This window comes from Serratia myotis (genome assembly GCF_027474885.1).
Taxonomy (GTDB): Bacteria; Pseudomonadota; Gammaproteobacteria; order Enterobacterales; family Enterobacteriaceae; genus Serratia; species Serratia proteamaculans.
The window spans coordinates 1,477,127-1,504,104 of sequence record NZ_CP099707.1 but is presented as its reverse complement, the minus strand read 5'-3'; the positions used below and the strand labels follow the sequence as shown (position 1 = coordinate 1,504,104).

At 56.2% G+C, this 26,978-nt stretch carries 24 protein-coding genes; 10 read left to right on the top strand and 14 right to left on the bottom strand.

The genetic code is table 11. The features are described 5' to 3' along the window. Positions 1-35 precede the first annotated feature (35 nt). Together NHG65_RS07080 and NHG65_RS07075 are read left to right on the top strand one after the other, a co-directional pair. A complete protein-coding gene (locus NHG65_RS07080) occupies positions 36-656 on the top strand; it encodes a carbonic anhydrase (protein ID WP_099063984.1) in 621 nt (206 codons plus the stop codon). Next, on the top strand, positions 653-2,152 hold the full coding sequence (locus NHG65_RS07075) for a SulP family inorganic anion transporter (protein WP_099063983.1): 1,500 nt from the start codon (positions 653-655) through the stop codon (positions 2,150-2,152). The genes NHG65_RS07080 and NHG65_RS07075 overlap by 4 nt, the downstream gene beginning before the upstream one ends. 65 nt (positions 2,153-2,217) lie before the next feature. On the opposite strand, the gene NHG65_RS07070 is transcribed toward NHG65_RS07075, so the two are convergent. Together NHG65_RS07070 and NHG65_RS07065 are read right to left on the bottom strand one after the other, a co-directional pair. After that, the gene (locus NHG65_RS07070; RefSeq protein ID WP_499183093.1) at positions 2,218-4,788 is read right to left on the bottom strand and encodes a putative mucin/carbohydrate-binding domain-containing protein; all 2,571 of its coding nucleotides are present in this window, start codon (positions 4,786-4,788) and stop codon (positions 2,218-2,220) included. Between the two features lie 126 nt (positions 4,789-4,914). Further along, on the bottom strand, positions 4,915-6,801 hold the full coding sequence (locus tag NHG65_RS07065) for a sigma-54-dependent Fis family transcriptional regulator (protein ID WP_499183092.1): 1,887 nt from the start codon (positions 6,799-6,801) through the stop codon (positions 4,915-4,917). Positions 6,802-7,043: 242 nt separating this feature from the next. Between NHG65_RS07065 and ssuD the strand changes: the two genes are divergently transcribed. The 3 genes from ssuD to NHG65_RS07050 are packed head-to-tail and all read left to right on the top strand — an operon-like array spanning position 7,044 to position 10,706. Beyond that, positions 7,044-8,204 carry an FMNH2-dependent alkanesulfonate monooxygenase gene (gene ssuD / locus NHG65_RS07060; RefSeq protein ID WP_207975899.1) on the top strand — a complete coding sequence of 387 codons (1,161 nt, stop codon included), beginning with the start codon at positions 7,044-7,046 and terminating at the stop codon, positions 8,202-8,204. A 17-nt stretch (positions 8,205-8,221) separates the two neighbouring features. Further along, positions 8,222-9,313, top strand: a complete 1,092-nt coding sequence (gene sfnG / locus NHG65_RS07055; RefSeq protein ID WP_207975901.1) for a dimethylsulfone monooxygenase SfnG — start codon at positions 8,222-8,224, stop codon at positions 9,311-9,313. Next, positions 9,306-10,706, top strand: coding sequence for an FAD/NAD(P)-binding protein (locus NHG65_RS07050; protein ID WP_207975904.1), 1,401 nt, complete (start codon positions 9,306-9,308; stop codon positions 10,704-10,706). Before sfnG ends, NHG65_RS07050 begins: the two co-directional genes overlap by 8 nt. Positions 10,707-10,743: 37 nt before the next feature. On the opposite strand, the gene NHG65_RS07045 is transcribed toward NHG65_RS07050, so the two are convergent. From NHG65_RS07045 to NHG65_RS07020, 6 genes are all read right to left on the bottom strand, one after another. Next, positions 10,744-11,208, bottom strand: coding sequence for a YehS family protein (locus NHG65_RS07045; RefSeq protein ID WP_099063977.1), 465 nt, complete (start codon positions 11,206-11,208; stop codon positions 10,744-10,746). Positions 11,209-11,311: 103 nt separating this feature from the next. Beyond that, on the bottom strand, positions 11,312-12,211 hold the full coding sequence (gene phnE, locus NHG65_RS07040; protein WP_085115793.1) for a phosphonate ABC transporter, permease protein PhnE: 900 nt from the start codon (positions 12,209-12,211) through the stop codon (positions 11,312-11,314). Beyond that, the gene (gene phnE, locus NHG65_RS07035) at positions 12,208-13,071 is read right to left on the bottom strand and encodes a phosphonate ABC transporter, permease protein PhnE (protein WP_099063976.1); all 864 of its coding nucleotides are present in this window, start codon (positions 13,069-13,071) and stop codon (positions 12,208-12,210) included. The genes phnE (NHG65_RS07040) and phnE (NHG65_RS07035) overlap by 4 nt, the downstream gene beginning before the upstream one ends. A 78-nt stretch (positions 13,072-13,149) precedes the next feature. Continuing rightward, a complete protein-coding gene (phnD, locus tag NHG65_RS07030) occupies positions 13,150-14,082 on the bottom strand; it encodes a phosphonate ABC transporter substrate-binding protein (protein ID WP_099063975.1) in 933 nt (310 codons plus the stop codon). Positions 14,083-14,126: 44 nt separating this feature from the next. After that, on the bottom strand, positions 14,127-14,960 hold the full coding sequence (phnC, locus tag NHG65_RS07025) for a phosphonate ABC transporter ATP-binding protein (protein ID WP_099063974.1): 834 nt from the start codon (positions 14,958-14,960) through the stop codon (positions 14,127-14,129). A gap of 119 nt (positions 14,961-15,079) precedes the next feature. Continuing rightward, on the bottom strand, positions 15,080-16,102 hold the full coding sequence (locus tag NHG65_RS07020; RefSeq protein ID WP_198404451.1) for a zinc-binding alcohol dehydrogenase family protein: 1,023 nt from the start codon (positions 16,100-16,102) through the stop codon (positions 15,080-15,082). Between the two features lie 137 nt (positions 16,103-16,239). Between NHG65_RS07020 and NHG65_RS07015 the strand changes: the two genes are divergently transcribed. After that, positions 16,240-17,145 carry a GntR family transcriptional regulator gene (locus tag NHG65_RS07015; protein ID WP_099063973.1) on the top strand — a complete coding sequence of 302 codons (906 nt, stop codon included), beginning with the start codon at positions 16,240-16,242 and terminating at the stop codon, positions 17,143-17,145. A 226-nt stretch (positions 17,146-17,371) separates the two neighbouring features. Further along, entirely contained in the window at positions 17,372-18,730 is a 1,359-nt protein-coding gene (locus NHG65_RS07010) for an MFS transporter (protein ID WP_099063972.1), read from the top strand. A 39-nt stretch (positions 18,731-18,769) separates the two neighbouring features. Here NHG65_RS07010 and trpS read toward each other — a convergent pair whose 3' ends face one another. Both trpS and NHG65_RS07000 read right to left on the bottom strand, forming a co-directional pair. Then, positions 18,770-19,777, bottom strand: coding sequence for a tryptophan--tRNA ligase (gene trpS / locus NHG65_RS07005; protein ID WP_207975906.1), 1,008 nt, complete (start codon positions 19,775-19,777; stop codon positions 18,770-18,772). 158 nt (positions 19,778-19,935) lie between these two features. Next, positions 19,936-20,871, bottom strand: a complete 936-nt coding sequence (locus NHG65_RS07000; protein ID WP_207975908.1) for a LysR family transcriptional regulator — start codon at positions 20,869-20,871, stop codon at positions 19,936-19,938. A 127-nt stretch (positions 20,872-20,998) separates the two neighbouring features. Between NHG65_RS07000 and NHG65_RS06995 the strand changes: the two genes are divergently transcribed. After that, positions 20,999-21,745, top strand: coding sequence for an SDR family NAD(P)-dependent oxidoreductase (locus NHG65_RS06995; protein WP_207975910.1), 747 nt, complete (start codon positions 20,999-21,001; stop codon positions 21,743-21,745). A gap of 80 nt (positions 21,746-21,825) precedes the next feature. Beyond that, positions 21,826-22,701 (top strand): NAD(P)-dependent oxidoreductase, encoded by an 876-nt coding sequence (locus NHG65_RS06990; protein WP_499183091.1) that lies wholly within the window; start codon positions 21,826-21,828, stop codon positions 22,699-22,701. 46 nt (positions 22,702-22,747) lie between these two features. Here NHG65_RS06990 and NHG65_RS06985 read toward each other — a convergent pair whose 3' ends face one another. From NHG65_RS06985 to NHG65_RS06975, 3 genes are all read right to left on the bottom strand, one after another. Then, positions 22,748-23,275 carry a cysteine hydrolase family protein gene (locus NHG65_RS06985; RefSeq protein WP_489844584.1) on the bottom strand — a complete coding sequence of 176 codons (528 nt, stop codon included), beginning with the start codon at positions 23,273-23,275 and terminating at the stop codon, positions 22,748-22,750. A 27-nt stretch (positions 23,276-23,302) separates the two neighbouring features. Next, entirely contained in the window at positions 23,303-24,406 is a 1,104-nt protein-coding gene (locus NHG65_RS06980; protein ID WP_099063964.1) for a suppressor of fused domain protein, read from the bottom strand. Between the two features lie 110 nt (positions 24,407-24,516). Beyond that, positions 24,517-25,419 carry a LysR family transcriptional regulator gene (locus tag NHG65_RS06975; protein WP_499183090.1) on the bottom strand — a complete coding sequence of 301 codons (903 nt, stop codon included), beginning with the start codon at positions 25,417-25,419 and terminating at the stop codon, positions 24,517-24,519. Positions 25,420-25,538: 119 nt separating this feature from the next. Between NHG65_RS06975 and NHG65_RS06970 the strand changes: the two genes are divergently transcribed. Next, complete coding sequence (locus NHG65_RS06970; RefSeq protein ID WP_198404458.1) at positions 25,539-26,048, top strand: phenolic acid decarboxylase; 510 nt, start codon at positions 25,539-25,541, stop codon at positions 26,046-26,048. Between the two features lie 3 nt (positions 26,049-26,051). Here NHG65_RS06970 and NHG65_RS06965 read toward each other — a convergent pair whose 3' ends face one another. After that, a complete protein-coding gene (locus NHG65_RS06965; RefSeq protein ID WP_219015669.1) occupies positions 26,052-26,933 on the bottom strand; it encodes an oxygenase MpaB family protein in 882 nt (293 codons plus the stop codon). Positions 26,934-26,978 lie beyond the last annotated feature (45 nt).

Sequence of the window (26,978 nt, the reverse complement as noted above, 5' to 3'; positions counted from 1 at the left end):
TCTCGCTGCTAAATACCCTGACCCAAGGAGCCCCCATGACATTGATTAATCATCTGCTGGTTAAAAACCGCAGTTGGGCAACCCAGCAACAAGCGCGCGATCCCAATTTTTTCCCGCAGTTGGCACAGGCGCAGAAACCGCACACGCTGTGGATTGGCTGTTCCGACAGCCGGGTCCCCGCCGAAACCCTCGTTCGTGCACAGCCCGGCGAACTGTTTGTACACCGCAATATCGCCAATATGGTCGAAGAGCAGGATGATAATTTGATGAGCGTGGTGCAATACGCGGTCGAACATCTGGAGGTTGAGGCCATCGTGATTTGCGGCCATTACGGCTGCGGTGGCATCCAATCTGCCCTGAGCAGCCGCGATACCCCCAGTAAGGACTCACTAACCCGCCGCCTCAATTCGCTACGCACTAGCCTGGAACCGCATTTGCCATTTGGCACCGATACCGAAGACGACGAAACGGCTCACCTGAACCAGGCGGCGCACACCAACGTACAGCTCCAGCTCAGTACCCTCAGCAAAACCCAGTTGATTCAACGCGCCTGGCGACACAATGCCCGCTTGACGCTGGTCGGCTGCATTTACGATATGCATACCGGATTTTTGAATGTGCTGGAGCAGCGTAACGCCGCCGGGAGGGTGACATGAATCGCGCCGATCTGCGTTTTGACCTGCCCGCCGGGCTGGTGGTGTTTCTGGTCGCCCTGCCACTGAGCCTGGGCATTGCGCAAGCCAGCGGTGTCCCTCCGTTCGTCGGCCTGCTGACCGGGGTGATCGGCGGCATTGTCGTCACCCTGCTCAGCCCTTCCCCGTTTTCGGTCAGCGGCCCCGCCGCCGGGCTGGTGACCATTGTCACCGGTGCCATGGTCACGCTGGGCGACTTTCCGTCATTTTTGCTCGCCTTGTTATTGGCCGGCGTGTTGCAACTGGCATTCGGCCTGCTGCGCGGCGGCAAGCTGGCGGCGCTGATCCCCGGAGCGGTGATCCACGGCATGTTGGCCGCCATCGGTATTTTACTGATCCTGCAACAGTTGCCGTTAGCCATGGGTTATCCGTCAGGGCATGGTCTGAGTGAGAAACCGTCTGGCGCGCAACTGCGGAGTGATATCGCCCCGGCGGCGGTGTCACTGACGCTGGGTGCCCTGCTGCTGATCGGTTTCTGGGGGCGCTCATCGCTCAAACAACGCCTGCGGCTGACGGCATTACCCGGCCCTCTGGTCGCCGTGTTGTGGGGCTGCCTGTTTGTCTGGCTAGGCCAGAAGATTTGGCCCACCATTGGCACTTTGCCGCGGATAGAGTTGCCGGCACTGAACAGTGTCGAAGCGCTGCAGACGCAATTTTCGTTGCCCAACTGGCAAGCGTGGCGCAACCCGGCGGTTTATCTGGTGGCGATTACCCTGGCGATTGTCGCCAGCCTGGAAACCCTGCTGAGCCAGGAAGCCTTGAAAAAGATGGCGCCGATGATGCCGGAACCCTCCGCCGATAAAGAGCTACGGGCGCAAGGCGTGGGCAACTGCATTAGCGGGCTGCTGGGCGGTTTGCCGATTACCGCCGTGATCGTGCGCAGCTCTGCCAACGTGCAGGCCGGCGCACGCAGTCGGGTGTCTATTTTGCTGCACGGCGTACTGTTGCTGCTCAGTGCGTTGCTGTTTGCCGAGCTGCTCAACAGCATCCCGCTGGCCAGTCTGGCGGCCATCCTGATCTACACCGGTTTTAAGCTGGCGCACCCGCGTATTTTTATCAGTCTGTGGCGTCAGGGCCTGCAACAGTTCGTCCCTTTTGCCGCGACGCTCGGCGGTATTCTGGCATTTGGCATGCTGGCGGGCATTGCGATCGGCCTGGCGGCGCAACTGCTGTGGAGCCTGTACCAAAGCAATCGTCACGCCCTGCATCTGACCCGCTACGACGACCATTATCTGCTTCAGTGCCAGCAAAACCTGACCTTCCTCAACAAGATGCGCCTGAAGCATTTATTGGCGCAAATAGAGCCCAACAGCACGGTGATTATCGATTGCGAAGGGATTAACTACCTGGACGACGATATCCGCGCGATGCTCAACGAATACCGCCAAACGGCGGCGGATAAACAGATCAACATCAGTCTGCATCCACCGGCCAACATTCTGGCACGCGAAATCTCTTAAACGAAAACGGCGCCGGGTATGAAACCCGGCACCGTGAGTACCCTAGTCAGAAACCTGGCTGCGGATCAGTCCGCGACCCGTTCCAGACCCACCGGGGTAATGCAATAAGTCTGTTGCTTGCTCCTTTCACCCAACCGCAAGTGCTGCATTTCATTGGTGATCACCAAACGGTTATTCGGCTCTTCGTGATGCAGGTGGATTACTTCACCGCCGTAACCTGAAATCGGCAGCACCACTGTACGGGCCTGCTGCGCCTGGTCGCCAATCACTTCATAGCTGAACAGGTTGTTACCATCCGCATCGTCATAACTGAATGTGGCATAAGTGCCTGGGAAATAATTGTGTACAACCCCACCTTTGATGAGTTCAATCGTTAAGGTTTTTCTCACCAGGTCGACAGTGCCAGTCAAGAATTGCCAATCGCTGATCCCCCTGTAGGCGATGCTGAAAGTATTCCCTACCAGCTCATCAGGGCGAATGTTGCTGGCAGAAATACAGTCCTTATAGGTTTCTAACAACTGCTCACGCCGGGGACTGGCGAAAGTATTAATCGCCAGGTAAATATCGTCTTTAAATACCGAGAACAGCGCGTAATAGGCCTGAGGGTAGCTGCGCAAATGCTGGGCCGCAGTTTCAATCCGCGCTAATAGCGCCTGCTCGGGATCACCCGGCAGCGCTTCATTTTTCAGTCCGTTGTTGGTGATCAGCAAGACGTTAGTTTTGTTCTTGTCATCAAGGATATTCGGATACGCCGGGCTCACGCGTACCCGGCCCGGCTCCTCATGATAGATTTCAATTTTATCACCGGCGGTGAAAGGCAGCTCATCATGACTTAAGGTGGCCTGAGTACCATGAATATCCTTGCTGAAAATCACCGCATTTTGCTGATTACGTAAGGTGATTTTGGCGTAGGTCATATCAGGGAAATAGGAATGCGGCGTGGTGCTGGTAACGTCAATCACCACCATACCTTTGGCATGATCAACCGCCAGCGTGGCGAACACGGCATCGCCCAGGCCAAGCAGATTGATGTCCTGTGAAACGATTGACGAAGATACTTTTTTGACAAAACCAATCTTCGCCGCGTTATCCCCTTGCTGCAACACCAGGTAGTCCTGAGTCGGTTGATACTTATGGTTTTTACCCGTCGGTAACCGCAGAGTGTATACGCCAATCGGCAGGTCGCTCAGGACCATGGTCGGGCTGTTGATACGCGTTTTATATGCGTAACGCGCCCCTTCCATCAGGATCAGGTCTTCGCCATAAATTTGTGCGAAATCGTCAATATCAAAACTCAGGGTCGCATTGCCTTTCAGGCCGCTGGCCTTCAACTGAGTCGAATCAACCAACTGCAGAGTGGAGTCGAGTTTCAACTGCGTTTTGACCGATTCAATATCCTGAGCACCGACCAATTGACACAACGGATAGACGGCTTTCGCATGGCTGAAAACGTTGCGATTGCGTTGTTCCTGAGTGACATAACCCCCGACCCATTGGATAAATGGCGTCACATCCACTTTGTTGCCTGCCACGGCAAAGCTTTCCGACAGCATATCCAGCAAGGCATGTTCACTTGGCACGAAGCCAGGGGTATTACAACTTTGGCGATACTGCTGATTAAAGTGGGTGAAGGCATTTTTGCCCGCTTTACCCACCATCAAGACGATAAAATACAGCTTGGAACGCAGGTCCCACTGATTGAGCGGCGTGGACTGAGCGATCAGATCCAGGATTTTTTTCTCAACTTTAGCCATATTGCCGTAATCATACAGCCAGCCTTCTTTATATTTTCGCTCCCCCAACATCACATCCTGATAACAGGCGGCATAAATATTGTTCCATACCTCACCGGTGGAAAAATATTTATCGCCCATAAAATTTCCCTGATAACCATGGGCAATCTCATGCAGGCTGCCCCAATTATTATCCAGCGCCGTCAGCCAGAAACTGCTTATTGAGCTGGTACTTTCCGCCGTCCAATTACCGCCATAATAAGCGGCCCCGGCACCATTTTTATCGGCCTTGATAAAATAACGATTTTTGCTATTACGATCAGAGTCGCTTTCAGCCTCAAATGAAACGCCCGCCAGCGCATTATAAAAAGTAAAGATCCGATCGTAATAGGCGATCAAGCCATCAATATTTTTGGCTTCACCCAAAGACTTCAGATCTTTTTTGCTGATTTTTGGCACCAGGATATTGGCATATTCAGAGTCGACCAATGCGAATTCAGCATCCTGCGCGTCCCAACGTGCAAAGAAAGTGGTTTCATTTTCACCTTTGCGGTAAACCGGCAAGGGTTTGCTGGCGTCGGGATACTCAAACTCCAGAACCGGCGTGCCCTCTACGTAAGGCGTATCAATAAACGGCACCGAGACCGCATTTACGCTGGCCTCAACCCAGGCATTGCCGATGCTGAAGTCAGCCTCGGTTTTGTTATCGTCATTGAGCAGGCGCAGTTTAAGTTTGGTGGTAAAGGCTGCATTGGTCTGACGTACTCGCACCACCTGCCCGGCGGCGAGAATAATCCCCAGATGCTGACGATCGTGGCCGATGCCTTTGCTCATTCCCGCAGCATCCAGCCATACCGGTCTTGGCAAAGTATAAATTGATTTGGATTTAGTGATTGTAGGCATTTTATATTCCTCAAGGTTATTATTTTCGTCTAACAGACCTTGAGAAATTAACCAGGAATGCTCTTAAGCACTAACGATGGGAAATGGCTGAACCACCACACAACAAGGAGTAGAAACCCAAATATTTTACTGCCATACCGCCTCGCGGACTTTAATCGCACGCGGCAATAGCCCCAAAGCATAAAAACGATCGGCTATCGCCTGCTGCTGGCGAATAATAGTCAAATCCATTCGACGGGGTTGATGACTGCGACGAGACAAAGCATGGGTGAGCGAAGAAATAGCCAACCCCAGCTCAGCGGATAACAGCACTGCGGCCTGGTCACGGTGGGCGTCAATATAATGGCCGGTTTGTTCCAGCGCACTCATCAGCCCGTGCAGTAAATCGGGGGAATGCCCGGCAAAGTCGCGATGGGTGAGATAAAACTGATGGTTGTTCACCCGTCCGACGCCATTGGCAATCACCCTGAGCTGCGCATTCTGTTCGGCATCGCTCAGCAGAGGATCCCACATCATCCAGGCATCTACCGCATGGTGATCGCTGGGGGTCAGTGGGTATTTTGGTGGTGCATAGACCACCCGCACATCTTCCAGCGTCAGCCCGGCTTCATCCAGAATTTGCAGCAGCAGATAATGCACGTTGGAGCCTTTATTGACCGCAATCCTCTTGCCGCGCAGGTCGGCAATATTCTGAATGGGGCTATCGTGAGCAACCAGCAATGCCACGCTCTGTGGGGCGGCGGGTTCCCAGGCCACATACAGCAGCGGGCTGTTGCCGGCCTGAGCGAACAGCGGTGGCACCTCGCCGGTAGTGCCAAAATCGATTTCACGGTTGGTCAGGGCATGCAGCAACTGCGGGCCGGCAGGAAACTCGCTCCACAGTACACTCACCCCGCTCTCGGCAAACCGGGCCTCCAGCAACTGACGGGCTTTGAGTATCCCCAGATTGCCAAACTTCTGATAGCCAATGCGCAGCTCACGTTCACTGCGGCCGGCGGATTGGGCAGATTTTAGTGCCGAACTCGTCACGCTGCGCCGGGCTTTGATCAGGCCAAGATGCCCCAGATGGGTACGCAGCGTATTACGGCTGATCCCCAACAGCGACGCGGTCTGCAACTGATTGCCCTGGCTCAGTTCAAAAGCATTGCGCACCAGCGAATCGATCACCCGCTGATAGAGTGGGCCGTCGTTGCTCTCAAGCTGCTGGCGCAGGAAAACATCCAACGAATCATCACCATAAGGCAATGCACTGACATTTTCGGCGTTCAACCTCAGCTGCTGCGGGCTAATCAGCGGCTCTCTGCTAAGCAACACGGCATTGTGCAGGGTGTTTTCCAGTTCGCGGATATTCCCCGGCCACGGATAGTCCATCAGGGCGGCCAACGCCTGCTCACTGAGACGTAATTGAGGGCGCCCCAGGCGCCGCGCGTACAGCGTCAGGAAATGGTCGGCCAGCAACGGGATATCCTCCCGCCGTTGGCGCAAGGGCGGCAGAGCAACGGCGGCGACGTTAAGCCGATAGTAAAGATCTTCACGGAAACGACGTTCGCGAATGGCAGTAGCCAGATCCACATGCGTGGCGGCCACCACGCGGACGTCCACTTTGACCGGTCGATGAGAACCAACCCGGGTCACTTCCCGTTCTTGCAAAACACGCAGTAGTTTGACCTGTAACGACAGGCTCAACTCACCAATTTCATCAAGCAACAGCGTGCCGCCTGCCGCCGCCTCAAACCATCCCTGATGGCGATCCGTCGCCCCGGTGAAAGCCCCTTTTTCATGCCCAAACAGCTCCGATTCGGCCAGGCTCTCGGTCAAAGCCCCGCAGTTCACCGCCAGAAAGGGGCCATCGCGTCTTGGGCTTTGATGATGCAGGTAACGGGCGACCCCTTCTTTACCGGTGCCGGTTTCACCCACGATAAGCACCGTCGCATCGGTCGGTGCCAATCGATCCAGCACGCTCTGGAAGGCGATAGAAGCGGGATCAATTAACTGTGGGCCGGAGGTTTGCATGGTTATTACCTTCAGGGGATCAGAACGGAAACCATACCGGCAGACGCCGGCGATAACGAGAGGGGAAACGCCCTCCTTGCTGCAAATGCAGCAGAATACCGCTCCCAACAGATAAGCTAACCCACTAATAATTAACAAAAAATAAGAAAGTCATTTTTGGCATGCTTCCTGCTAAGTTGTTTATAACCAAGTCTGGATATTCTATGGAATAAATTAAGATATCGTTATATAGGAAACGGATAATGAGCGAAGCACAGGCTGACAACATCAACGTTTTTTGGTTTTTACCGACCCACGGTGACGGCCGTTATTTGGGCACTGCCGAAGGAGGAAGAGCCGTCGATCTGCCTTATTTACAACAGGTTGCTTTGGCGGCAGACAGTCTGGGTTATTACGGCGTGCTGATCCCCACCGGCAAAAGCTGCGAGGACTCCTGGCTGGTCGCTGCCGCACTGGCCCCAATCACCAAACGTCTGCGCTATCTGGTCGCTGTGCGCCCTGGCTTGCAGCCCCCCAGCCTGGCTGCACGGATGGCTGCCACGCTGGATCGTCTTTCGGAAGGCCGTCTGTTGATCAATGTAGTCACCGGTGGCGATCCGGTGGAAAACAAAGGCGATGGGATTTTCCTGAGCCATGCCGAACGTTATCAGGTCACGCGTGAGTTTCTGGAGGTTTATTCCCGCCTGTTGAAAGGGGAAAAGGTCGATTTCCAGGGTGAGCATCTGCGGGTGGAAGGCGCTGAGGTGCTGTTCCCGCCGGTGCAGGAGAACGGGCCACCGCTGTTTTTTGGCGGTTCGTCTGAAGAAGCGCTGGAGGTGGCGGCCAACCAGATCGATACCTATCTCACCTGGGGAGAACCGCTGGAACAGGTGGCGGAGAAAATTGCCGTGGTCCGTCAGCGGGCAGAAGAGCGCGGCCGCACCCTGGACTATGGCATTCGCCTGCACGTGATTGTGCGCGAAACCGAAGAGCAAGCCTGGGCCGCCGCCGACAAACTGATTGCCCACCTGGATGATGAAACCATCGCCGCCGCGCAGAAGATTTTCTCGCGCATGGACTCGACTGGCCAGGCCCGTATGAGCGCCCTGCATGGCGGTTCGAAGGACAGTTTACGTATCGCTCCCAATTTGTGGGCCGGGGTCGGACTGGTGCGTGGGGGCGCGGGTACGGCACTGGTCGGCAATCCGCAACAGATTGCGGCACGCATTCGAGAATATCAGGCGTTGGGGATCACCAATTTCATTTTCTCGGGTTACCCGCATCTGGAAGAAGCGCACCGATTTGCCGAGCTGGTGATGCCGCTATTGCCGCTGGCGATTAACAACGTGAAACGTCAGCGCACGGTCAATACCGGGCCGTTTGGAGAAACCATCGGTGGCGATCGTCGTCCGGTGAAAAAGTAAAACTGAGGAGCCACACCATGAGCAATGAACCGATTAAATTCGCCTACTGGGTGCCTAACGTCTCAGGCGGTCTGGTGATCAGTCAGATCCCTCAGCGCACCGGTTGGGATGCCGACTATAACCGCAAGCTGGCCCAGATTGCCGAGCGCGCCGGGTTTGACTATGCCCTGACACAGATCCGCTTTACCGCCGGTTATGGTGCCGATAACCAGCACGAGTCGGTGACCTTTTCACAAGACCTGCTGGCCGTGACCACCAGGCTCAAGGTGATTGCCGCCCTGTTGCCTGGTCCATGGAACCCGACACTGGCGGCCAAACAGATCGCCACCATCAGCCACCTGTCCAACGCGCGTATTGCCGTCAATATCGTTAGCGGTTGGTTCCGCGGCGAGTTTAAAGCCATTGGCGAACCCTGGCTGGATCATGAAGAGCGCTACCTGCGTTCGGAGGAGTTTATTCGCTGCCTGCAGGGCATCTGGCAGCAGGATAGCTTCACTTTTGCCGGTGATTTTTACCGCTTCCGCGACTATGCATTGAAGCCAAAACCCCTCGATCCCCAGCCGGAAATTTTCCAGGGTGGCAGCTCGAGAGCCGCGCGGGATATGGCAGCACGGGTCTCCGACTGGTACTTCACTAACGGCAATACTCCGGAAGCTATCCGCCTGCAGGTTGAGGATATCCAGCTCAAGGCCGCAGAAAACCAGCACCGGGTAAAGGTCGGCGTCAATGGCTTTGTGATTGCCCGCCAGACGGAGCAGGAAGCACAAAGCGTGCTGCGTGATATCCTTGATCATGCCAATCCCGATGCGGTGAAAGGCTTTCAATCCGAGGTTAAAAATGCCGGCAGCGCTTCACCAGAGGGTGAAGGTAACTGGGCTAAATCAACGCTGGAGGATCTGGTGCAATATAACGATGGGTTCAAAACCAACCTGATTGGCACGCCGCAGCAGATTGCACAGCGGATCATCGCGCTGAAGCAGGCGGGGGTAAATCTGATGCTGCTCGGCTTCCTGCACTTCCAGGAAGAGGTGGAGTTTTTTGGCCGCGAAGTGATCCCGCTAGTGCGTGAACTGGAACGTCAACAGCAGCCGGAGCTGAGTCATGGCTGACCGGCAGATTGTCATCATTGGTGGTGGCTTTAGCGGCACGGCGCTGGCTATCCACCTGGCGCGACTGGGAGAAGCCGGGCTGAAGGTGACAATTATTGAGCCTCGTACTCAGTTGGCGCAAGGCGTCGCTTACGGCACCCGCGACCCGGCGCACCGCATTAACGTCCCCGCCGCACGGATGCAGCTTTCCGCAGAGGAAGAAGGCGATTTCGACCGTTGGTTCCGGGCTTCTGCCGCCTGCCAACAGGATCCCAAGGCACTCTGGTCGGATGGGAGCCTCTATCCGCAGCGGGGCCAGTTTGGCGCCTATATCGCCGAAAAGCTGGCCACGGCGATGGAAACCTCCGCGGTGCAGGTTACCCACGTTCAGGACTACGCCGTTGCTCTGCAGGACGGTGTGGTACTGACCGCTTGCGGAAATAAATACCCTGCGGATGACGTGGTGCTGGCCATCAGTCATCCGCCGCCGGCCGTACCCAAACAGCTTCAACAAGCGCTGAAAAATCATCCGGGGCTGATCGCCAATCCCTGGCAGGTTAACGCGTTGACCGAGGTGGATAATCAGGCTCGGGTGGCTATTATCGGTTCCGGTTTGACCATGTCGGATGTGGTGGCCTCACTTCACCGCCAGGGACATCGCGGACCGATCCTGGCTTTCTCACGGCGCGGTCAACTTCCCCGGCCAAACCTGACCGGTGACTATGCCGCGCGGCAGCTTGATTACCAGCGTCCGCAGGCGGCTACCGCCCGTGGCTGGCTGCGACGAGTCCGGCAGGAAGTCCGCCAGGCAAAGGCAGAGGGGCTGCCCTGGCAACTGGTGCTGGACGACATTCGCTCCCACGGCCAGCAAATTTGGCAACAGTGGTCGCTGAAGGAACAGCGGCGTTTTCTGCGACATCTTCGCCCCTGGTGGGACGTGCATCGTTACCGCATCGCGCCGCAGGTCAGCGAGGTGCTGACGCAGTTGCAGCAGACCGGGCATCTTAAGGTGCTGGCCGCCCGCCTGCAGCAGGTCGCAGTGGATAAAGGGGCGATCGTGCTGAGTTTAAAAGCGCGCGGTAGGGGCATTGCGGAAACGCTGTTGGTGGATCAACTGATTGTCACTACCGGCCCGGCGCACGGCGCGTTGCTGGAAAGTGATGCTTTGCTGAAACAACTCGCAACGCAGGGGCTGATCCAACCCGATCCGCTGGCGTTGGGAATTTGGGTCGATGCCTATTCCCGGCCGATTAACCGCCAGGGCCAGAGTCAGGCTCACCTGTACGTGGCAGGCCCCGCCGCCCGTGGCCGTTTCGGCGAGCTGATGGGCTTGCCGCAGGTGGCGCAACACGCAGAATCGCTGGCGCAACAGCTGCTGGCCCCCTCTCCCCCGAAACCAATAAAAAAGGCGTAATCTTTCGATCACGCCTTAATCACCACCGGGGTGTTATTTATGCACCACGAAGACGTTGCGCCAACCCTTTGAGGAAGTAACGCAGCATCTGGTCGCCACAAGGACGGAAGTTTTTGGTGCCTTCTTTGCGGAACAGCGCACTCAGTTCCGGTTTGGAAATGCGGAACTCCACGGCGGTGAAGATCTGGTGCATGTCGGTATCTTTCAACTCGAAGGCTACGCGCAGCTTTTTCAACACCAGATTGTTGGTGACAGGCAGTTCCACTTCCGGCGCCGGGAACTTGTCGTCCTTACCACGCTTGAAGAACACCAGACCGTTCAGGAAGTGTGCCATCACTTCGTCCGGACAGTTTTCGAAACCTGGCTCACCTTCCTTGATGACGTAAGTGCTCATTGCCGAGACCGCAACGTCGAAATTATCCAGCTTGATAATCTCAACCATTTTCGCGTCGTTAATATTCAGCATGTAGCGCACGCTGCGCAGCACGTCATTGTTGATCATAGAATTGCCTTTAGCTTGTAAACCGGAAGGCGCGCACATTGTAATACCCTATACTGCTGCGCCTTGAATATGTGCGGCAGTATAGGGATCAGAGCCGGGTTTCTCAATCGATTTGGCTTTTTTGCTGATACAGCGGGATGTCTTCGCCAATGATGTATTTATTGCGCAGGATGGATGAGACCTTATCCATAATCATCACCACCACCACCAGGATCAGGGTGATAAACATCACCACGTCCCAGTTCCACAATCGCATGTTCTCCGCATACACCAGACCGATACCGCCAGCGCCGACGAAGCCCAGCACCGCAGCAGAACGGGTGTTGGATTCAATCTGGTACAGGCTGAGCGCTAAAAATGTGGGGAACGACTGGGTAAAGATACCGTAACGGTGCTTTTGCAGCCCGTTAGCGCCCACCGCCGTCAGACCCCGGCTGGGGGATTTATCTACCGCTTCATGCCCTTCGGCGTACAGTTTGCCGAGCAGCCCGACGTCCTGCATCACAATCGCCAGCACCCCGGCCAGCGGCCCCATGCCAACGGCGCGTACAAAAATCAGCCCCCAAATCGCCATGTCGATACCGCGCAAGACATCCAGCAGGCGGCGCACCAGCACCGAGATCGGTCGCAGCAACGGCGTCGACATCACGTTGCGCGCCGCAAAGAACGACAGCGGCAAGGCGATCAACGAAGCAGTGATAGTGCCGGCGAACACGATGCCGATGGTGATAAATATCTGCTGGAAGTAGTACATGAACGGCCAGTTGACGAAATCGTGCCAGACGAACATGCGCATAAAGTAGCGGCCTAGCTGATGACAGCCGTTAATAAACTGCGGCCACGAGATACCAAAAAACTGGAAGAAAAACAGGTAATACAGTGCAATCGCCACCGCCACAATACCGATGGTGCGCAGGTAGCGGCGCTGCTGTGAAAATATCTCCGGATGCTGCTGTTTGAGCGTTTGCAGCTTTTCCGCCGAAATAGTGGGTGCCGTTATCATTTTTTCCCCTCCACGACCCGTTTGCGCAGTTCACCTGAGGTGTAATCAAGCAGCGAAACTACCAGGATAATCAGCAGCAGCGTCATGCTGACCTGATCGTAGCGATCGAGTTTGATGTTGGTCATCAGCTCCTGACCGATGCCACCCGCCCCCACCAACCCCAAAATGGTTGACTGACGGAAGTTGATTTCCAGCCGCATAAAGCTGTACGAAAGAAACACCGGCTTCACTTGGGGCCACATGCCAAAACGCATGCGCTGCAACGGGGTCGCACCGCAGGCCATCAGCCCGCGTACCGGCTTGTTGGAGGCGGTTTCAATCGACTCATAAAACAATTTGGTCAGGCTGCCAATGGTGTGCAGCGCCAGCGCCAAAAAGCCGGGAATAGCCCCGATGCCGAACGCCATCACGAACATCACCGCCCACGCCAGTTCCGGCATGGTGCGTAAAAATGCCACCAGCGTGCGGATTGTCAGACGTAGCGTCGCCGGGCTGTGGGTGTTGTTGGCGGCCAAAAATGCCAGCACACCCGCCACCAGCACCGAAAGAATGGTCGCCGCCAACGCCAGCTGCAAGGTTTCCCAGATCAGCGGCAATTGAATGTTCAGCCGGTAACCCCAGTAGGCGAATGACCCTTCGGTGTGGCCATCGGCGAACAATAAGCGCCAGTGCAGGGTCGGAATGGTTTCCGCCAGATAGTCAAAGAAGTGGGGGATCGACAGCCACACGGTGTGCAGGTTGAACTCGGCGATGTTACCGGCGCCCAGGTAGAGCACCACCAGACCGAGCGACCAGATCAGCGTCTCACGCTTTTGCTTGCTGCGGATTTGCTGGTAATAGTGCGCAAAATCTTTATTCAAAATAGGTTTCCATCTTTATGCAACAAGGGGCTCAGCATGCTGAACCCCTTTGGATCAATCACGACGTAAAGGCGAGAATTAACGGTCGCCTTTGGTCAGCTCACGCTTCATATCGATGATGTTCTGGTATTCCGCCAGTGTGGTGTCGCCGATGTGTTGTTTGCCGCCCATCGCCTTGATAAAGCACTGGTGGTCTTCCTTATCCAGCTTCTTGATGGCAGTCACGACCTTGGCTTTGAATTCTGCCGGCAATGCATTGCTCACCAGGATTGGGCCGTTCGGGATCAGTGGCGACTGCCAGATAATACGGATCTGTTTCATCAGGTCCGGGTGATCCATGCGGATCATGCGGGTGAATGCTCCGCTGGTGTAGCCGGTATTGTAGTCGCCGATCATCGACGCCCAGGTCACTGCGCCTTCGAACTGGCCGTTCAGCACGCCGAGGACGTCCTGCTCATGGCCACCGGAGAAGGTCACACTGGAGAAAGCGTTGTTGTATTTATTGTCTACCGTGCCGCCGAACAGTTTCTTGAATTCCTGGTTCGGGATCAGGAAGCCGGAAGTGGAATCCGGATCGGCGAAGCCCACCGCCTTGCCTTTCAGGTCTTCCAGCTTTTTATACGGGCTGCCGGCTTTAACGATCACCACCGAGTGGTAACCACGGGATTGGTCAACGTCATCCACCGCGATGCCGACGATATCCACCGCTTTTGGATCCTTGATGTACACCGAAGCAAATGACGACGGCGACATGCTCAGCACCAGGTCAATTTTGCCGCCCAGTAGCCCCTGGATCACACCGGAATAGTCGGAGGAGTTGCGCAGCTTGGTGTCGACGCTCAGCTCTTTGTCCAGGAACTGTTTAACGCACTGGTTATCACCAATCTGCTGGGTGGCGTTTTGCCCACCGAGAATGCCCAGGTTCAGTACTTTAGGTGCGTCCGCTGCGGTAGCATTAAATACCATCATCGCGCCGGCCATCAGGGTGGTCAGACTCAATACTTTTTTCATTACTATGCCTTGTGTGTGTAAAGGTAAAAGTGAAAATAAGGGTTTCAATGGATTTGATTGGCTTCCTCGCCATACAGCTGGTGCAGTATCCGTTCGTTCAGTTGCGACGGATGACCGTCAAACACGATTTTGCCCTGAGCAATGCCGATCACCCGGGTGCAATATTCTTTCACCAGTTCGACCGAATGCAGATTCACCATCACCGCGATGTCGTTTTCGCTGACTTTTTGCAGCGCATCCATAATGCGGCGGGTATTTTTCGGGTCGAGTGATGCCACCGGCTCATCGGCCAGCAGAATTTTGGGGTTTTGCATCAGCGCGCGGCAGATCGCCACTCGCTGCATCTGGCCGCCCGACAGGTTCTCGGCGCGCTGCAACGCATGCGGCAGCATATTGAGCCACTGCAGCAGTTCTATGGCGCGGGCACGGTCGGCGTCGTCAAACAGTTTGAAGAAGGATTTCAGGGTGGAAGTGTGGCTCAGACGACCCAGCAACACGTTGGTCATCACGTCCAGCCGCGGCACCAGGCAGAAGTCCTGGAAAATCATGCCACAGCGTGAACGCCACTGGCGCATCTGGCGGGCGGTCAACTGGGCGATATCCTGCGCCACGCCGTCGTCTTCAAAATGCAGCATTTCGCCGCAGCTCGAAGGAATGGTGCCGTTCAGGGTATGCAACAGAGTGGATTTACCAGCACCGGAACGGCCGATCACCGCCACGAACTCACCCACGTGCAGGTCGAAGTTGATATCGTCCAGCACCCGTTGCTGAGATTTATAAGCTTTGCCTAAGCCTTTTACCGATAGCACCTTGCGGGATGACATCGGTTGTTGCCCTGGAAAGTCGGTCGTTGCAAGTTTTAACTGTGCCTGAGCCATATGATTTCTCTGGTTTCAGTGGCTAATCATTATGGGCACCTATTAACGAATAACTTTGTGACAACGGGATGATGGTTTTATGGCTGGGAAATGACGCGTGCCGTCATTTCCCATTGGGATTAAAAGCGAATAAGGCCTTTAATTAGCTGTTTGTTGTTGATGACCTGCGCTTCGTAATCCTCCGCCAGGCTGTCGAAATCAAAGTGATGGGTCAACATCATCTGGGCGGTGATCGCCCCCGTCGCCATTAACCGGCCGACCTTGACGAAATCCTCTTCGGTAGCGTTACGACTGCCCATCAGGGTGGTTTCCTTTTTGTGGAACTCAGGATCCGAGAATTGCAAATCCCCCTTGAACAACCCAACAAAAACGATGCTGCCGCCGTGACGGATCAGGTTGACGGCATGGTTCATTGCCTGCGCACTGCCGGTGGCGTCGATCACTTTCGCCGCCAGCATGCCACCAAACTGGCCGCGCAGCCTGGCCTCAAACTGATCGTCCAGTGGATTGAGTGCCGGCAGCTCCAGCACCCGTTCGACATGCCGTCGTCGTTCGGCGCTGGTATCAGCCACCACTACCTGTGCTCCATCGGCTTTGGCTATCGCCGCCACACCCAAGCCGATTGGCCCGGCACCTACCACCAATAACGGATCGTCCGGCGCGATGGCCGCACGGCGGACTGCATGGGCGCTGATGGCAAACGGCTCAATCAGGGCTGCCGCCTCTGGCGCTACGTCGTCCACCGCCAGCAGGTTACTGACCGGCACGCTGAGAAACTCGCTGAAGCCGCCGTCCTGATGTACACCAATCACCGAAATATTCTCGCAGCAATTGGTTTTGCCGCTCAGGCAGGCACCGCAATGATGACAGGAAAGATAAGGCATCACCGTCACGCGCTGCCCAATCCGCCAGCCCGTCGCTTGGTTGCCCAGACTGATAATCTCACCGCATATCTCGTGCCCCAGCACCCGCGGATAACTAAAGAAAGGTTGCTGACCGGACCAGGCGTGAATATCCGTACCACAAATGCCCACGGTAATCATTTTGATCACCGCCTCGGCCGGTGCGGGAAAAGGGGCCGGACGTTGCTGATAAATTAATTTCGTCGGTTGATCGAGCACTAATACTTTCATTGTTTTCATAACGTCCCCTCGGTTATTGGGAGAGTTATTAAATAAAAATGCCGAACGGCAATAAATTGGTGGGTAAATCTGTGAGGCAGTACAAAATAAACCGCTTTAAATTGGTTTTAAATAGATAAAAAACAGCCGAGGCTCATATGAGCAGAACCCAAAATCTGCGGCACAATGTCGTTAACCAGATGATTGACGGCATCAACAGTGGCCACCTGCGCTCGCCGCTGCCGTCTCAGGCTGCGTTGGCCGAAATGTACAACATCAGCCGCACCACGGTGCGCCATACGCTGACGCATTTGTTCCAGCGTGGCGTGCTGGAAAAGGTCGGTGACGACTATGTTATTTTACGCCAGCCGCAGTCGGACGACGGCTTCGACTGCCAAAGCCCCTCCCTGGACGAGCAGGGGAAAAGGTTCGAGAAAGCGTTCTATCAGATGATCAATCAGAAGCAACTGCGCGCCGGAGACAGCTTCAGCGAACTGCAACTGGCGCGGGCGGTCAACGTCAGCCCGGTGGTGGTGCGGGAATTTCTGCTGCATTTTAGCCGTTACAATCTGATCGACAGCGTCAAGCGCGGGCAGTGGAGCATGAAACAGTTTGACCAGCGCTATGCCGAACAACTGTTTGAACTGCGACAAATGCTGGAAACGCACGCCCTTTCCCACTTTATCAATCTGCCGGCGCACGATGAACGCTGGCTGCAGGCCAAAGAACTGCTGAGCCGCCACCGCCAACTTCGCGAAAGCATCAGCGACCACTATCGCCTGTTTTCCCAGTTGGATCGTGACTTCCACGGGCTGATCCTCTCCGCCGCCAACAACCCGTTTTTCAACCAGTCGCTGGAGATCATTTCGGTGATTTTTCATTTCCACTATCAGTGGGATGAGACCGATCTGAAACAGCGCAATATCATTGCCATTGAAGAGCACATGACCATTCTCAGTGCGCTGATCTGCCGCAACGATCAGGAAGCCATCAACGCGCTACACCGCCATTTGGATACCGCCAAACAGTCGATGATCCGCTCCCTCAATCAGGCCATCGCTTGAGCTGCCGGGGTGTTTTTTACTGATAAAAAACACCCCGGCATGATTTAAAACCGATAAAAAGCAGCAAAATACTGGCTGCCGCACGGAACCGCGACAAAACTTAGTGCCTAAAATATTTCGCCCTCTAGGCTTACTGCCGACCACCTGCCAATACCTTCACTAAAACACCATCCAGGGGAATACCCGGAATAATAAATATTATTAATGCGAGATTCTGGAGGACGAAATGGAAAGAAGTAATACGATTAACGCCGGAAAGGAACAGGCTGAACCCTATTCCGATCACATAATTCCTATGCCACCCGAGGGCATGCTGGTTCGCTCGGCCAGAATTAAAAAAATTCAAACTACGGCCATGTGTTTGTTATTTCTGGCGGCCATAATTAACTTTCTTGATCGCAGTTCACTCTCGGTGGCGAACTCTACCATTCGGCAAGAAATGGGCCTGAGCGGCACCGAAATCGGCTTGCTGCTTTCGGCATTCTCCCTGGCCTACGGTATCGCCCAGTTGCCTTGCGGCCCATTGCTGGACAGGAAAGGCCCGCGCATCATGCTGGGGATCGGCATGTTTGTCTGGTCGGTGTTCCAGACGCTGTCCGGCATGATCCACAACTTCACCCAGTTTATCTGGGTGCGTATCGGGTTGGGGATCGGTGAAGCGCCGATGAACCCGTGCGGCGTGAAGGTGATCAACGACTGGTTCAATATCAAGGATCGCGGTATGCCGATGGGCATTTTCAATGCCGCTTCGACCATTGGGCTGGCGATCAGCCCGCCGATCCTCACCGCCATGATGCTGGCCTTCGGCTGGCGCGGCATGTTTATCACCATCGGCGTGTTGGGCATCGCACTGTCGATCGGCTGGTACATGCTGTATCGCAACCGACAGGACGTCAGCCTGAGTGCCCAGGAACAGGCCTATTTGAATGCCGGGAGCGTCAGCGCAAGGCCAGAACCGATGAACTTTCGCGAATGGCGAGCGCTGTTCAGGAATCGCACCATGTGGGGCATGATGATCGGCTTTAGCGGTATCAACTACACCGCCTGGCTGTATCTGGCCTGGCTGCCGGGTTATCTGCAGACCACTTACCATCTGGATTTGAAAAGTACCGGGCTGATGAGCGCCATCCCATTCCTGTTTGGTGCCGCGGGCATGCTGTCGAACGGCTTTGTCACCGACTTTCTGGTGCGTCGCGGTATGGCGCCGTTGAAAAGTCGTAAAATTTGCATCGTCGCCGGCATGCTGCTGTCCGCTTCCTTTACCGCCGTGGTCGCTCAGGCCACCACCACCTACAGCGCGGTGTTGTTGATCGGCATGGCGCTGTTCTGCATCCACTTTGCCGGCACCTCCTGCTGGGGGCTGATCCACGTGGCGGTGACCTCCCGCATGACCGCCTCGGTCGGTAGCATTCAAAACTTCGCCAGCTTTATCTTTGCCTCGTTCGCGCCGGTAGTCACCGGTTGGATCCTGGATACCACTCACTCGTTCAGCCTGGCGCTCACCCTCTGCTCCTGCTTCACCGTGATCGGCGCGCTGTCGTATATCTTCGTGGTCAAACAGCCGATCGTTGACAGCGCAGCCTGATGTTTTGCTCACGCCCCCTTTTCCACCGGGGGCAAACCTTCAGCTCAGGGAGAAGAAATCCAACCCCAGCGCGGCCTTCACCCGCCCCAGCGTCTGCCGACTGACCTGGTCGGCGCACCGGGTACCCTGCTGTAAAATGCGCAGCAGTTCGCCCTTGTCGGCCAGGTAATCGGCCCGGCGAGTGCGGATCGGCTCCAGCAGACTTTGCAGGCAGTCTTCCAGCAGGCGTTTGATTTTCATGTCACCCAACCCGCCACGGCGATAGTGTTCCTTCAAATCCGCCACCAGCACGGCGTCATCACAGAAGGCATCCAGATAGGTGAACACCATGTTGCCCTCCACCTGGCCGGGATCACTGACGTTCAGATGACCCGGATCGGTAAACATGCTCATTACCGCCTTATGCACCTGATCGGCATCAGCCCCCAGGGTGATGGTGTTACCGCGTGATTTCGACATTTTACCCTGCCCGTCCAGCCCCGGCAGTCGGCTAACGTTGCTCAGTAAGGGTTGGCACTCCGTCAAAACCTGCTGGCCGACAATGCGATTGAAACGTCGGACAATTTCATTGGTTTGCTCCAGCATCGGCAGTTGATCCTCGCCGACCGGCACGTGAGTGGCACCAAAGGCGGTAATATCCGCCGCCTGGCTGACCGGATAAACCAGAAAACCGGCCGGCAGGCTGCGGGAGAAGTCCTTCTCGATGATTTCACTTTTCACCGTTGGGTTACGTTCCAGCCGCGCCACGCTGACCAGGTTGAGGTAATACATCGTCAGCTCGGCCAGCGCAGGTAGCGCGGATTGCAGGCAAATGGTGGTTTTCTGCGGATCGATGCCGACCGCCAGATAGTCGGCCACCAGATTAAGCACGTTGGTGCTGATTTTTTGCGGGTTATTGCCGTTATCGGTCAGCCCCTGCAGGTCTGCCACCAATACCGTTTGCCGATGCTGCTGTTGCAGCTCAACGCGCTGACGCAGTGAACCGACGTAGTGGCCTAAATGGAGGGATCCGGTGGCGCGATCGCCGGTCAGAATGGTGTAGCTCATTGCCTTGCTCCTGAAAGTAAAGACACCACCGGATCAACGCAATAAAAATGCCGCCAGAACCGGCGGCATTAAAAAGAGGTGTGAATACCCGTGCCGCCTTTAGAGGAGGCGCCACCAGGACTGGCTGTGAGTGGAGTGCATCGGCATATTCATGGCTTTTAGGCTACGCTCCCGGCAGCCGTGTTGTCAATAACCGCAGGTTGCCAGATTGCCGCCTGCTCACGGGCTATGCGACAAAATGCCTCGCTCAGCGGTGACGGTGTGCGCCACGCCAGCGCCAACGTATAGGGTACCGGGCTGCCGGCACCGCTCAGTTCACGGAACACTACCCCGGGAGACTGCAGTACCGCAAACAGGGCCGGCATCAGTGCGATCCCCACGCCTCCCGCCACCAGCCCGCCAATGGTCTGCATCTGTCGCGCCTCCTGCACGATACGCGGGCTAAACCCCGCCACGGCACAGGCCTGCAGGATCGCCGCATGCATCCCCGGCCCGTAATGCGCTGGAAACAATATCCAGGACTGATCGGCCAGACTGCTCAACGTGACTTGCTGCTGTGTCGCCAGTGGGTGGTTTTCCGGCAACGCCAGCACCATGCGATCGTACAGGAAAGGCAGCATCTGCAAGCCCTCCTGTGGCACCACCGGCAGCACTACCATGCCAATGTCGGCACGGTCATCACGCAGTGCGATCAGTTGCTCGGCGGTAGTGGCCTCCTGCAAATGAAACTCCGCCTGCGGATGCGCCTGACGAAACTGCCGCAGGATCCCCGGTAACAGAGCGTTCACCGTGCTGTCGACAAAAGTCAGGCGCAGCGATTCCGTCAGACCACGTGCCGCACGCTGGGTATTGCCGAGGGTGCGATCAAACTGCGCCAGCGTGCGCCGTGCCTCAATCAGAAATACCTGCCCCGCTTCGGTGATCCTGGTGATGCGGTTGCCGCGCTCCAGCAAAAGCACCCCCAGTTCCTGCTCAATTTTTCTGATGGCGGCGGTCAGCGGTGGCTGTGCCATATGCAAGCGGTCGGCGGCACGGTGAAAACTCATTTCTTCCGCGACGGCGATAAACTGCCGCAGCTGACGTAGTTCAATCACACGATACCTTTTTCATATTTTGGGAGCATAAATAGAGTATTGGATGTATCAACAGCAAAAGCCAATACTTTTCCAACCGCAGAACGCCGACGCCATTCCGGCACGGCCCGCGGTAAGGAGAACAGTTATGACGCAACGTACAGCGATTATCACCGGCGGCTCCAGCGGCATTGGGCTGGCTATCGCCCGGCAACTGGCGCAACAGGATTACCGTGTCGCCATCGTGGCACGTGAGCCCCAACGCCTGCAGCAGGCAGCGCAGCAAATTGGCCCCGACACCCGCTACTATTCGGCGGATTTGAGCCGCCGTGGGCCAGTGGAAGACGTCGTCGCACAGCTCGCTGCCGATCTCGGCACCGTAGATGTGTTGATCAACAACGCCGGCTTTACCCGGGTGATTGCCGCCGACACGCCGCTGGCGCAGGCCGAACAGGAATGGGATGCAGTGATCGAGGGGAATCTGAAAAGCACCTTTCTGTTTACCCTCGCGATGTTGCCACACCTGCGTAAACCGGGCGGTCGCATCATTAACCTGAGCTCAATTGCCGCCCAGTGTGGCAGCGGTAGCGCCGGGGCGCTGGGGTATTCCGCCGCCAAGGCCGGTGTGCAGGGTTTTACCCTCAGTCTGGCACGCGAACTTGGCGAATTGGGCATTACTGTCAACGCCATTGCCCCGGGCTTTATCGCCGATACCCGCTTCTTCGGCGCCGGGTTGTCGCAGGATCGCATTGACGCCATCGCGGCAGAAACACCTATGGGCCGCACCGGCCGGGTGGAGGACATCGCCAACGCCGCACTGTGGCTGGCGTCAAAAGAAGCCTCATTTATCACCGGCACCATCACCTCAATTAACGGCGGCGCGCGGGTCGGTTAAGAAAGCGTTACATTCCGCCATTTGCGTTCTCAGCCTGCCGCGCTAGGGTGAAGGGATTCAACCTGAAGAAGGAACACAATATGAAGATCGGATTTGCCGGGCTGGGCGGTATGGGTAGCGCAATGGCCACCAACCTGTTGCAGGCGGGCTATACGCTGAAAGTCTGGAACCGCTCACCTCAAGCGGCGCAGTCGCTGGTCGCTGCCGGAGCCCAACAGGTGCAGCAGGCTGATGAGTTGGCCGATGTGGATGTGCTGATCACCATGCTGGCCAACGACGCCGCAACCGAGCAGGTGGTGCTGGCAAGCGGGTTGCTGCAACGGCTGCAACCGGGGGCGATCCACATCAATATGGCGACGGTATCGGTGGCGCTGGCCAAACGACTGGCGGCGTTGCATATGGAGCACAACGTCGGCTATATCGCCGCGCCGGTGCTGGGGCGGGTGGACGTAGCCGCGGCCGGTAAGCTGAATATTCTGGCGGCGGGCGATGCGCAGCTGATCGCCAAGGTACAGCCGCTGTTTGAGGTGCTCGGCCAACAGACCTGGCATTTTGGCGAGCAGCCCGAACAGGCCAATATCGTCAAAATCGCCGCCAACTTTACGCTGGCCAGTGCGATTGAGGCAATGGCCGAAGGCAGTGCGCTGGTGCGTAATTACGGCGTTTCCGGCGCGGATTACCTGCAAATGCTCAGCAGTACCCTGTTCGCCTCTCCGGCTTATAAGGGCTATGGCGCACTGATTGCCGAAGAGAAGTTCGAACCGGCCGGTTTCAAATTAAGCCTGGGTATGAAAGACGTGAGCCTGGCATTGGAGGCCGCAGCCAACAGCCACACACCAATGCCGTTCGCCGGCGTACTGAAGGATAACTTCCTCGATGCGGTGGCGCAGGGCGATGCGGATTTGGACTGGTCAGCGTTGGCCAAGGTGGCGGCACGCAGGGCGGGATTGAAATAAGGCTAACGAGCCCGGCTGATACACCGGGCTTGTTTTTATCTGGCGATCAGAAGCGGATTTCTGCCGCCGGTAGCGCATTGATCAGCACGCCGAAGCTTTTAATATTCGACAACGTGGCGTTGTGATGGGTACGGATCTGCAGGCCAGTGGCGTGCGCTTTGTCGTGACTGGTGTGTGCATCGGCCGCCAGCGTCACCGGATAGCCCAGCCCAGCGGCGCGACGGGTGGTAGTGTCTACGCAAAACTCGGTGGAGTAGCCGCAGACCACCAAATGCGAAACCCCCTTGGCGATCAGCAATGGCCCCAGCCCGGTGCGCAGGAAGGAGTCCGGGGTGGTTTTACCCACCCGATGGTCGCCGTCGTTCACCTGCAAACGGGAGTCAATCTGCCAGGCATCGCTGCCCTGTGCCAGCTCATCGTCCGGTGTCTGATGCTGGATAAAAATCACCGGCACCCCAGCCTGACGGGCAGCGGCGCTCAAAGTGTTAATTCGCTCAATCGTCGCTTCGGCATCGGCCGGCGGCGGCGTAAACAACCCTTTCTGCACATCAATAATCAACAGCGCTGACTTCATGATAACTCCCGTGAATTTAATCGAAGATCAGCATAACGGTTGGCGCGGACGGAAGATATGGTCAACGCCCTGTTCACGCAATTGACTCACCAGATCGTGGCCGCCATTCGGTGTCGCGTGTGCCAGCAGGCGCTCGGCTTCAAATACCGGGCTGGCCCAGAAAATATTCACCGGATCGCCATACTGTTTCGGCAGGGTCAGGTGCTCGCTGTACGGGTAAAACGACGAGGAGAGCACATAGCCCTCATAGCCCTGCGGTGCGACTTCAGACTCCAGGGTATGGCCTTCGCCAAACCAGGTAATTTTAGCCCAGGGGGCGTGGGCAAACCCGGCCAGCGCGCTGGCCATCTGCACCGCGTTCTCCTCGGTCATGTACTGACCGTCGATGGCGATGCCCATTTCCATACGGCGGTAGCGGGGAGCTTCGTCGTTAAACAGGATTTCCACCCACGGCATCGGGCGGATACTGACGCCCATGGTGAGAAAATAGTAGATGCCATCGCGCTCATGCTGAGTAATGGCCATCGGCGGCCATTTACCCTGGTCGATTGCGTAGTATTTCACCGAAGGACCAAAGTGCTGATCGTAAATCGCCTGATAGTCGTTCTGCATTTTTGGCCACGGATTACCCTCTTCCCGCTGCCAGCTACGCCAGAACTGACGGGTACTTTCCGCCAGCGCATACTGGGTATTGGTGGAAGCAGAGCCGAGCGGATAAGCCAGCGGGCTCTCTTTGATGCAACTGGCGGAATAGCACACCGAGTGGTCGATATACAGGCTCCAGCCGGGGATCACTGCCAGCAGTTGACCGTAATACCACAGCGCCGCACCGTCGTCGCTCTCCGTCCAGACCACCATCAGCCCTTCAGGATTCAGCGGCGCTTCCCCTTCCAGATTGCGGCAAAACTCGGCTGCCAGCATCGGTGGCTGGCCCAACGCCAATGCCGCACTGTCTTCCTGTTGCGGCGCGGCCGCCAGGTTACGCAGCCAGCAGGCTCGCACCTGAAAACGTTCGCTATTTTCTTCTGAAGGATAAATATAAAAATAGGCAGCCCGATGATCTTGCTGAACCACCGCCACCAGCGTCTGGTTCTCATTACTGACTTCAGCAAGTACGTGTGACTCGTTCATATAACCTCAAATAGGCTCAAGGCGCAGAATAATGCTGCACGCTAAATAAAATGGAAATTGGCTTTTGCCCAGTGTAAAGCGCATTAGCGGCCGGATCACCCGTAAAAGTCTCAAAATTTCGGGCTGTTGGCTAATTGATGGTCGGATTGCACCGCATCGGTAATCATTTCCGCCATCGCCCTGGTCGTCAGATCAAAATACCCCTGAGGATCCCCATAAATTAAATATAGCGGCGTGGCACGGATCCGCTGACCGGCAAGCGGTAAGGGCTGCAATTCACCACTGGCCAGCAGCCCGGTGATGCGGTCCTGCGGCAACCAGCCATATCCCACCCCATGACATATCGCCTGTATCGCCGCATCAAAGGTGGTAAAACTCCACGCGGCGTCTGCATCCGCTTGCTGCAGAGGATCGGTAATCACCACGCGATGAAAACGGACCAGTTCGGCCTGCGTCAACGGGCCCTTCAATTGATGCAACGGATGGTGACGATGGGCGACGGCGATAAAATTCACATCCATCAAAAAACTGCCGTCCACTGAAGCATCCGGCGGCAACGTGGTGATGTATAAGTCGGCATCAGCTTGCGCCAGCAGTTCCCAGCTTTCACCCCGCAGGATCTCACGCAACCGCACCTGAGTTTGCGGATAGCGCTGTTGAAATTGCCGCAGCGCGCGGAACAGTAACGGCTTGGGAAAAACGCTGTCCACTACCAGCGTTAACGCCACCTTCTCACCTTGGGTAAACGCCGCCGCCCGCGCCTCAAGCTGGCTGAAAGCGGTAATCAGCGGTTTGGCATGTTCCAATAATGCCCGGCCTTCCACCGTCAACTCCGCCTTACGGCCGACTATCATCAGCAATTTAACCCCCAGCCGCTCCTGCAAGGTGTGCAAACTGTAACTCACCGAGGATTGGCTGCGGTGCAGGTATTCAGCCGCCTGAATATACCCCCCTTGCTCAATCACGGTCTGCAACGTGTGCCACTGATCCAGAGTGGTTTTGGGTGCCCGCATCCTCGCCTCCTAAAACATCTAATAATTCGATTATTAACCGCCAATATTAGCGTTTTTATATCGATTTTTATCAGCGTAGGCTACTCATATCGACTTAAAACACTCCCCATAAGGAACACATAATGAGCAGCTTCGACAAACACGACCTGAGCGGTTTTATCGGCAAACATCTGGTGTATACCTATGACAATGGCTGGAATTATGAGATCTACCTGAAGAATGCCGGCACCATCGATTATCGGATCCACAGTGGGTTAGTGGGCAATCGTTGGGTGAAAGATCAGGCGGTCTACGTGGTTCGGGTGGCCGCAGAAGTGTATAAAATCTCATGGACTGAGCCGACCGGGACTGACGTTAGCCTCATCGTCAATCTGGGCGATCTGATTTTCCACGGCACCATTTTCTTCCCGCGCTGGGTTATGAATAATCCGCAGCACACCGTGTGTTTCCAAAATGAACACCTGGCACAGATGGCGGCCTATCGTGAAGCCGGTCCGGCGTACCCGACTGAAGTGATCGACGAATTTGCCAGCATCACCTTTGTACGCGACTGCGGCGAAAACGATGAGCAGGTGATTAACTGTCCGGCCAGCGAGCTACCGGCAGATTTCCCCGCTAACCTGCGGTAATCATCAATGCGCTACGGCGGTTTTGTTAATTCGTCGTAGCGCTCGCTGATAGGAACCGTTACGCATCGAGGCCCGCAGCACTTTACCCACCCCACCGGCACCGACCCGCACCAGTTTTTGTCGCAACCGGCCGGAAGAAAAATCAAATTGCTGCTGCGCCCAATCCGGCAACAGATCAATACCCGCCTGCATTACCAGAGCGCCAAAAGGTTGTGCCAGCCTGCTCGGTGCCGGAGCCGCCAGCAGAATGCGCGCCACTTCCTGCGTGCGCTCATCACACACCAACTGCGGCCGCATCCGCTGCAGGTAATCTTCGATTTCACAACAGGATACAGGGATATTGCGCGCCCCCAGGGCAGCGGCGACGCGTGCCGCCTCACGGTAATAGCTGTCCTGCTGTTCGCGGGCAAGATGAGGGTTGCGGTAACGCAGATGGCTGGCCAAAAAACAGCGGCTTTCCACCACGTGCACCCAGGTGAGCAGGTCCGGATCGCTGGCGGCATAAGCCCTGCCGTCGCTGCTGACGCCGTTGACCCGCAAATGAATGGCTTTAACTTTGGCGATCAACCGTTCGGCCTCGGCCGTGGGGCCAAAGGTGGTGACGGAGACAAATTGGCTGGTACGGCGCAGGCGGCCGAGCATATCGTCGCGGAAGTTGGAATGATCCCAGACGCCGGCCAGCGCCAACGGGTGCAGCATTTGCAGCAACAAGGCGCTGACACCGCCACACAGCATCGAGGTGAAATCACTGTGTACCTGCCAGATAACCGACTGCGGCCCAAACAGGCCCGGATCACCCGGCGGGTTCTCAAAATCGACCCCGCCAAGCGCCAGCCCGGTCAGACCGATCACCTGTTTTTCTATCGCCGCACGTATCACTTCCATCCTGACTGACCCCAATTATCGTCCGGCGGCCAGTGTAGCATGCAG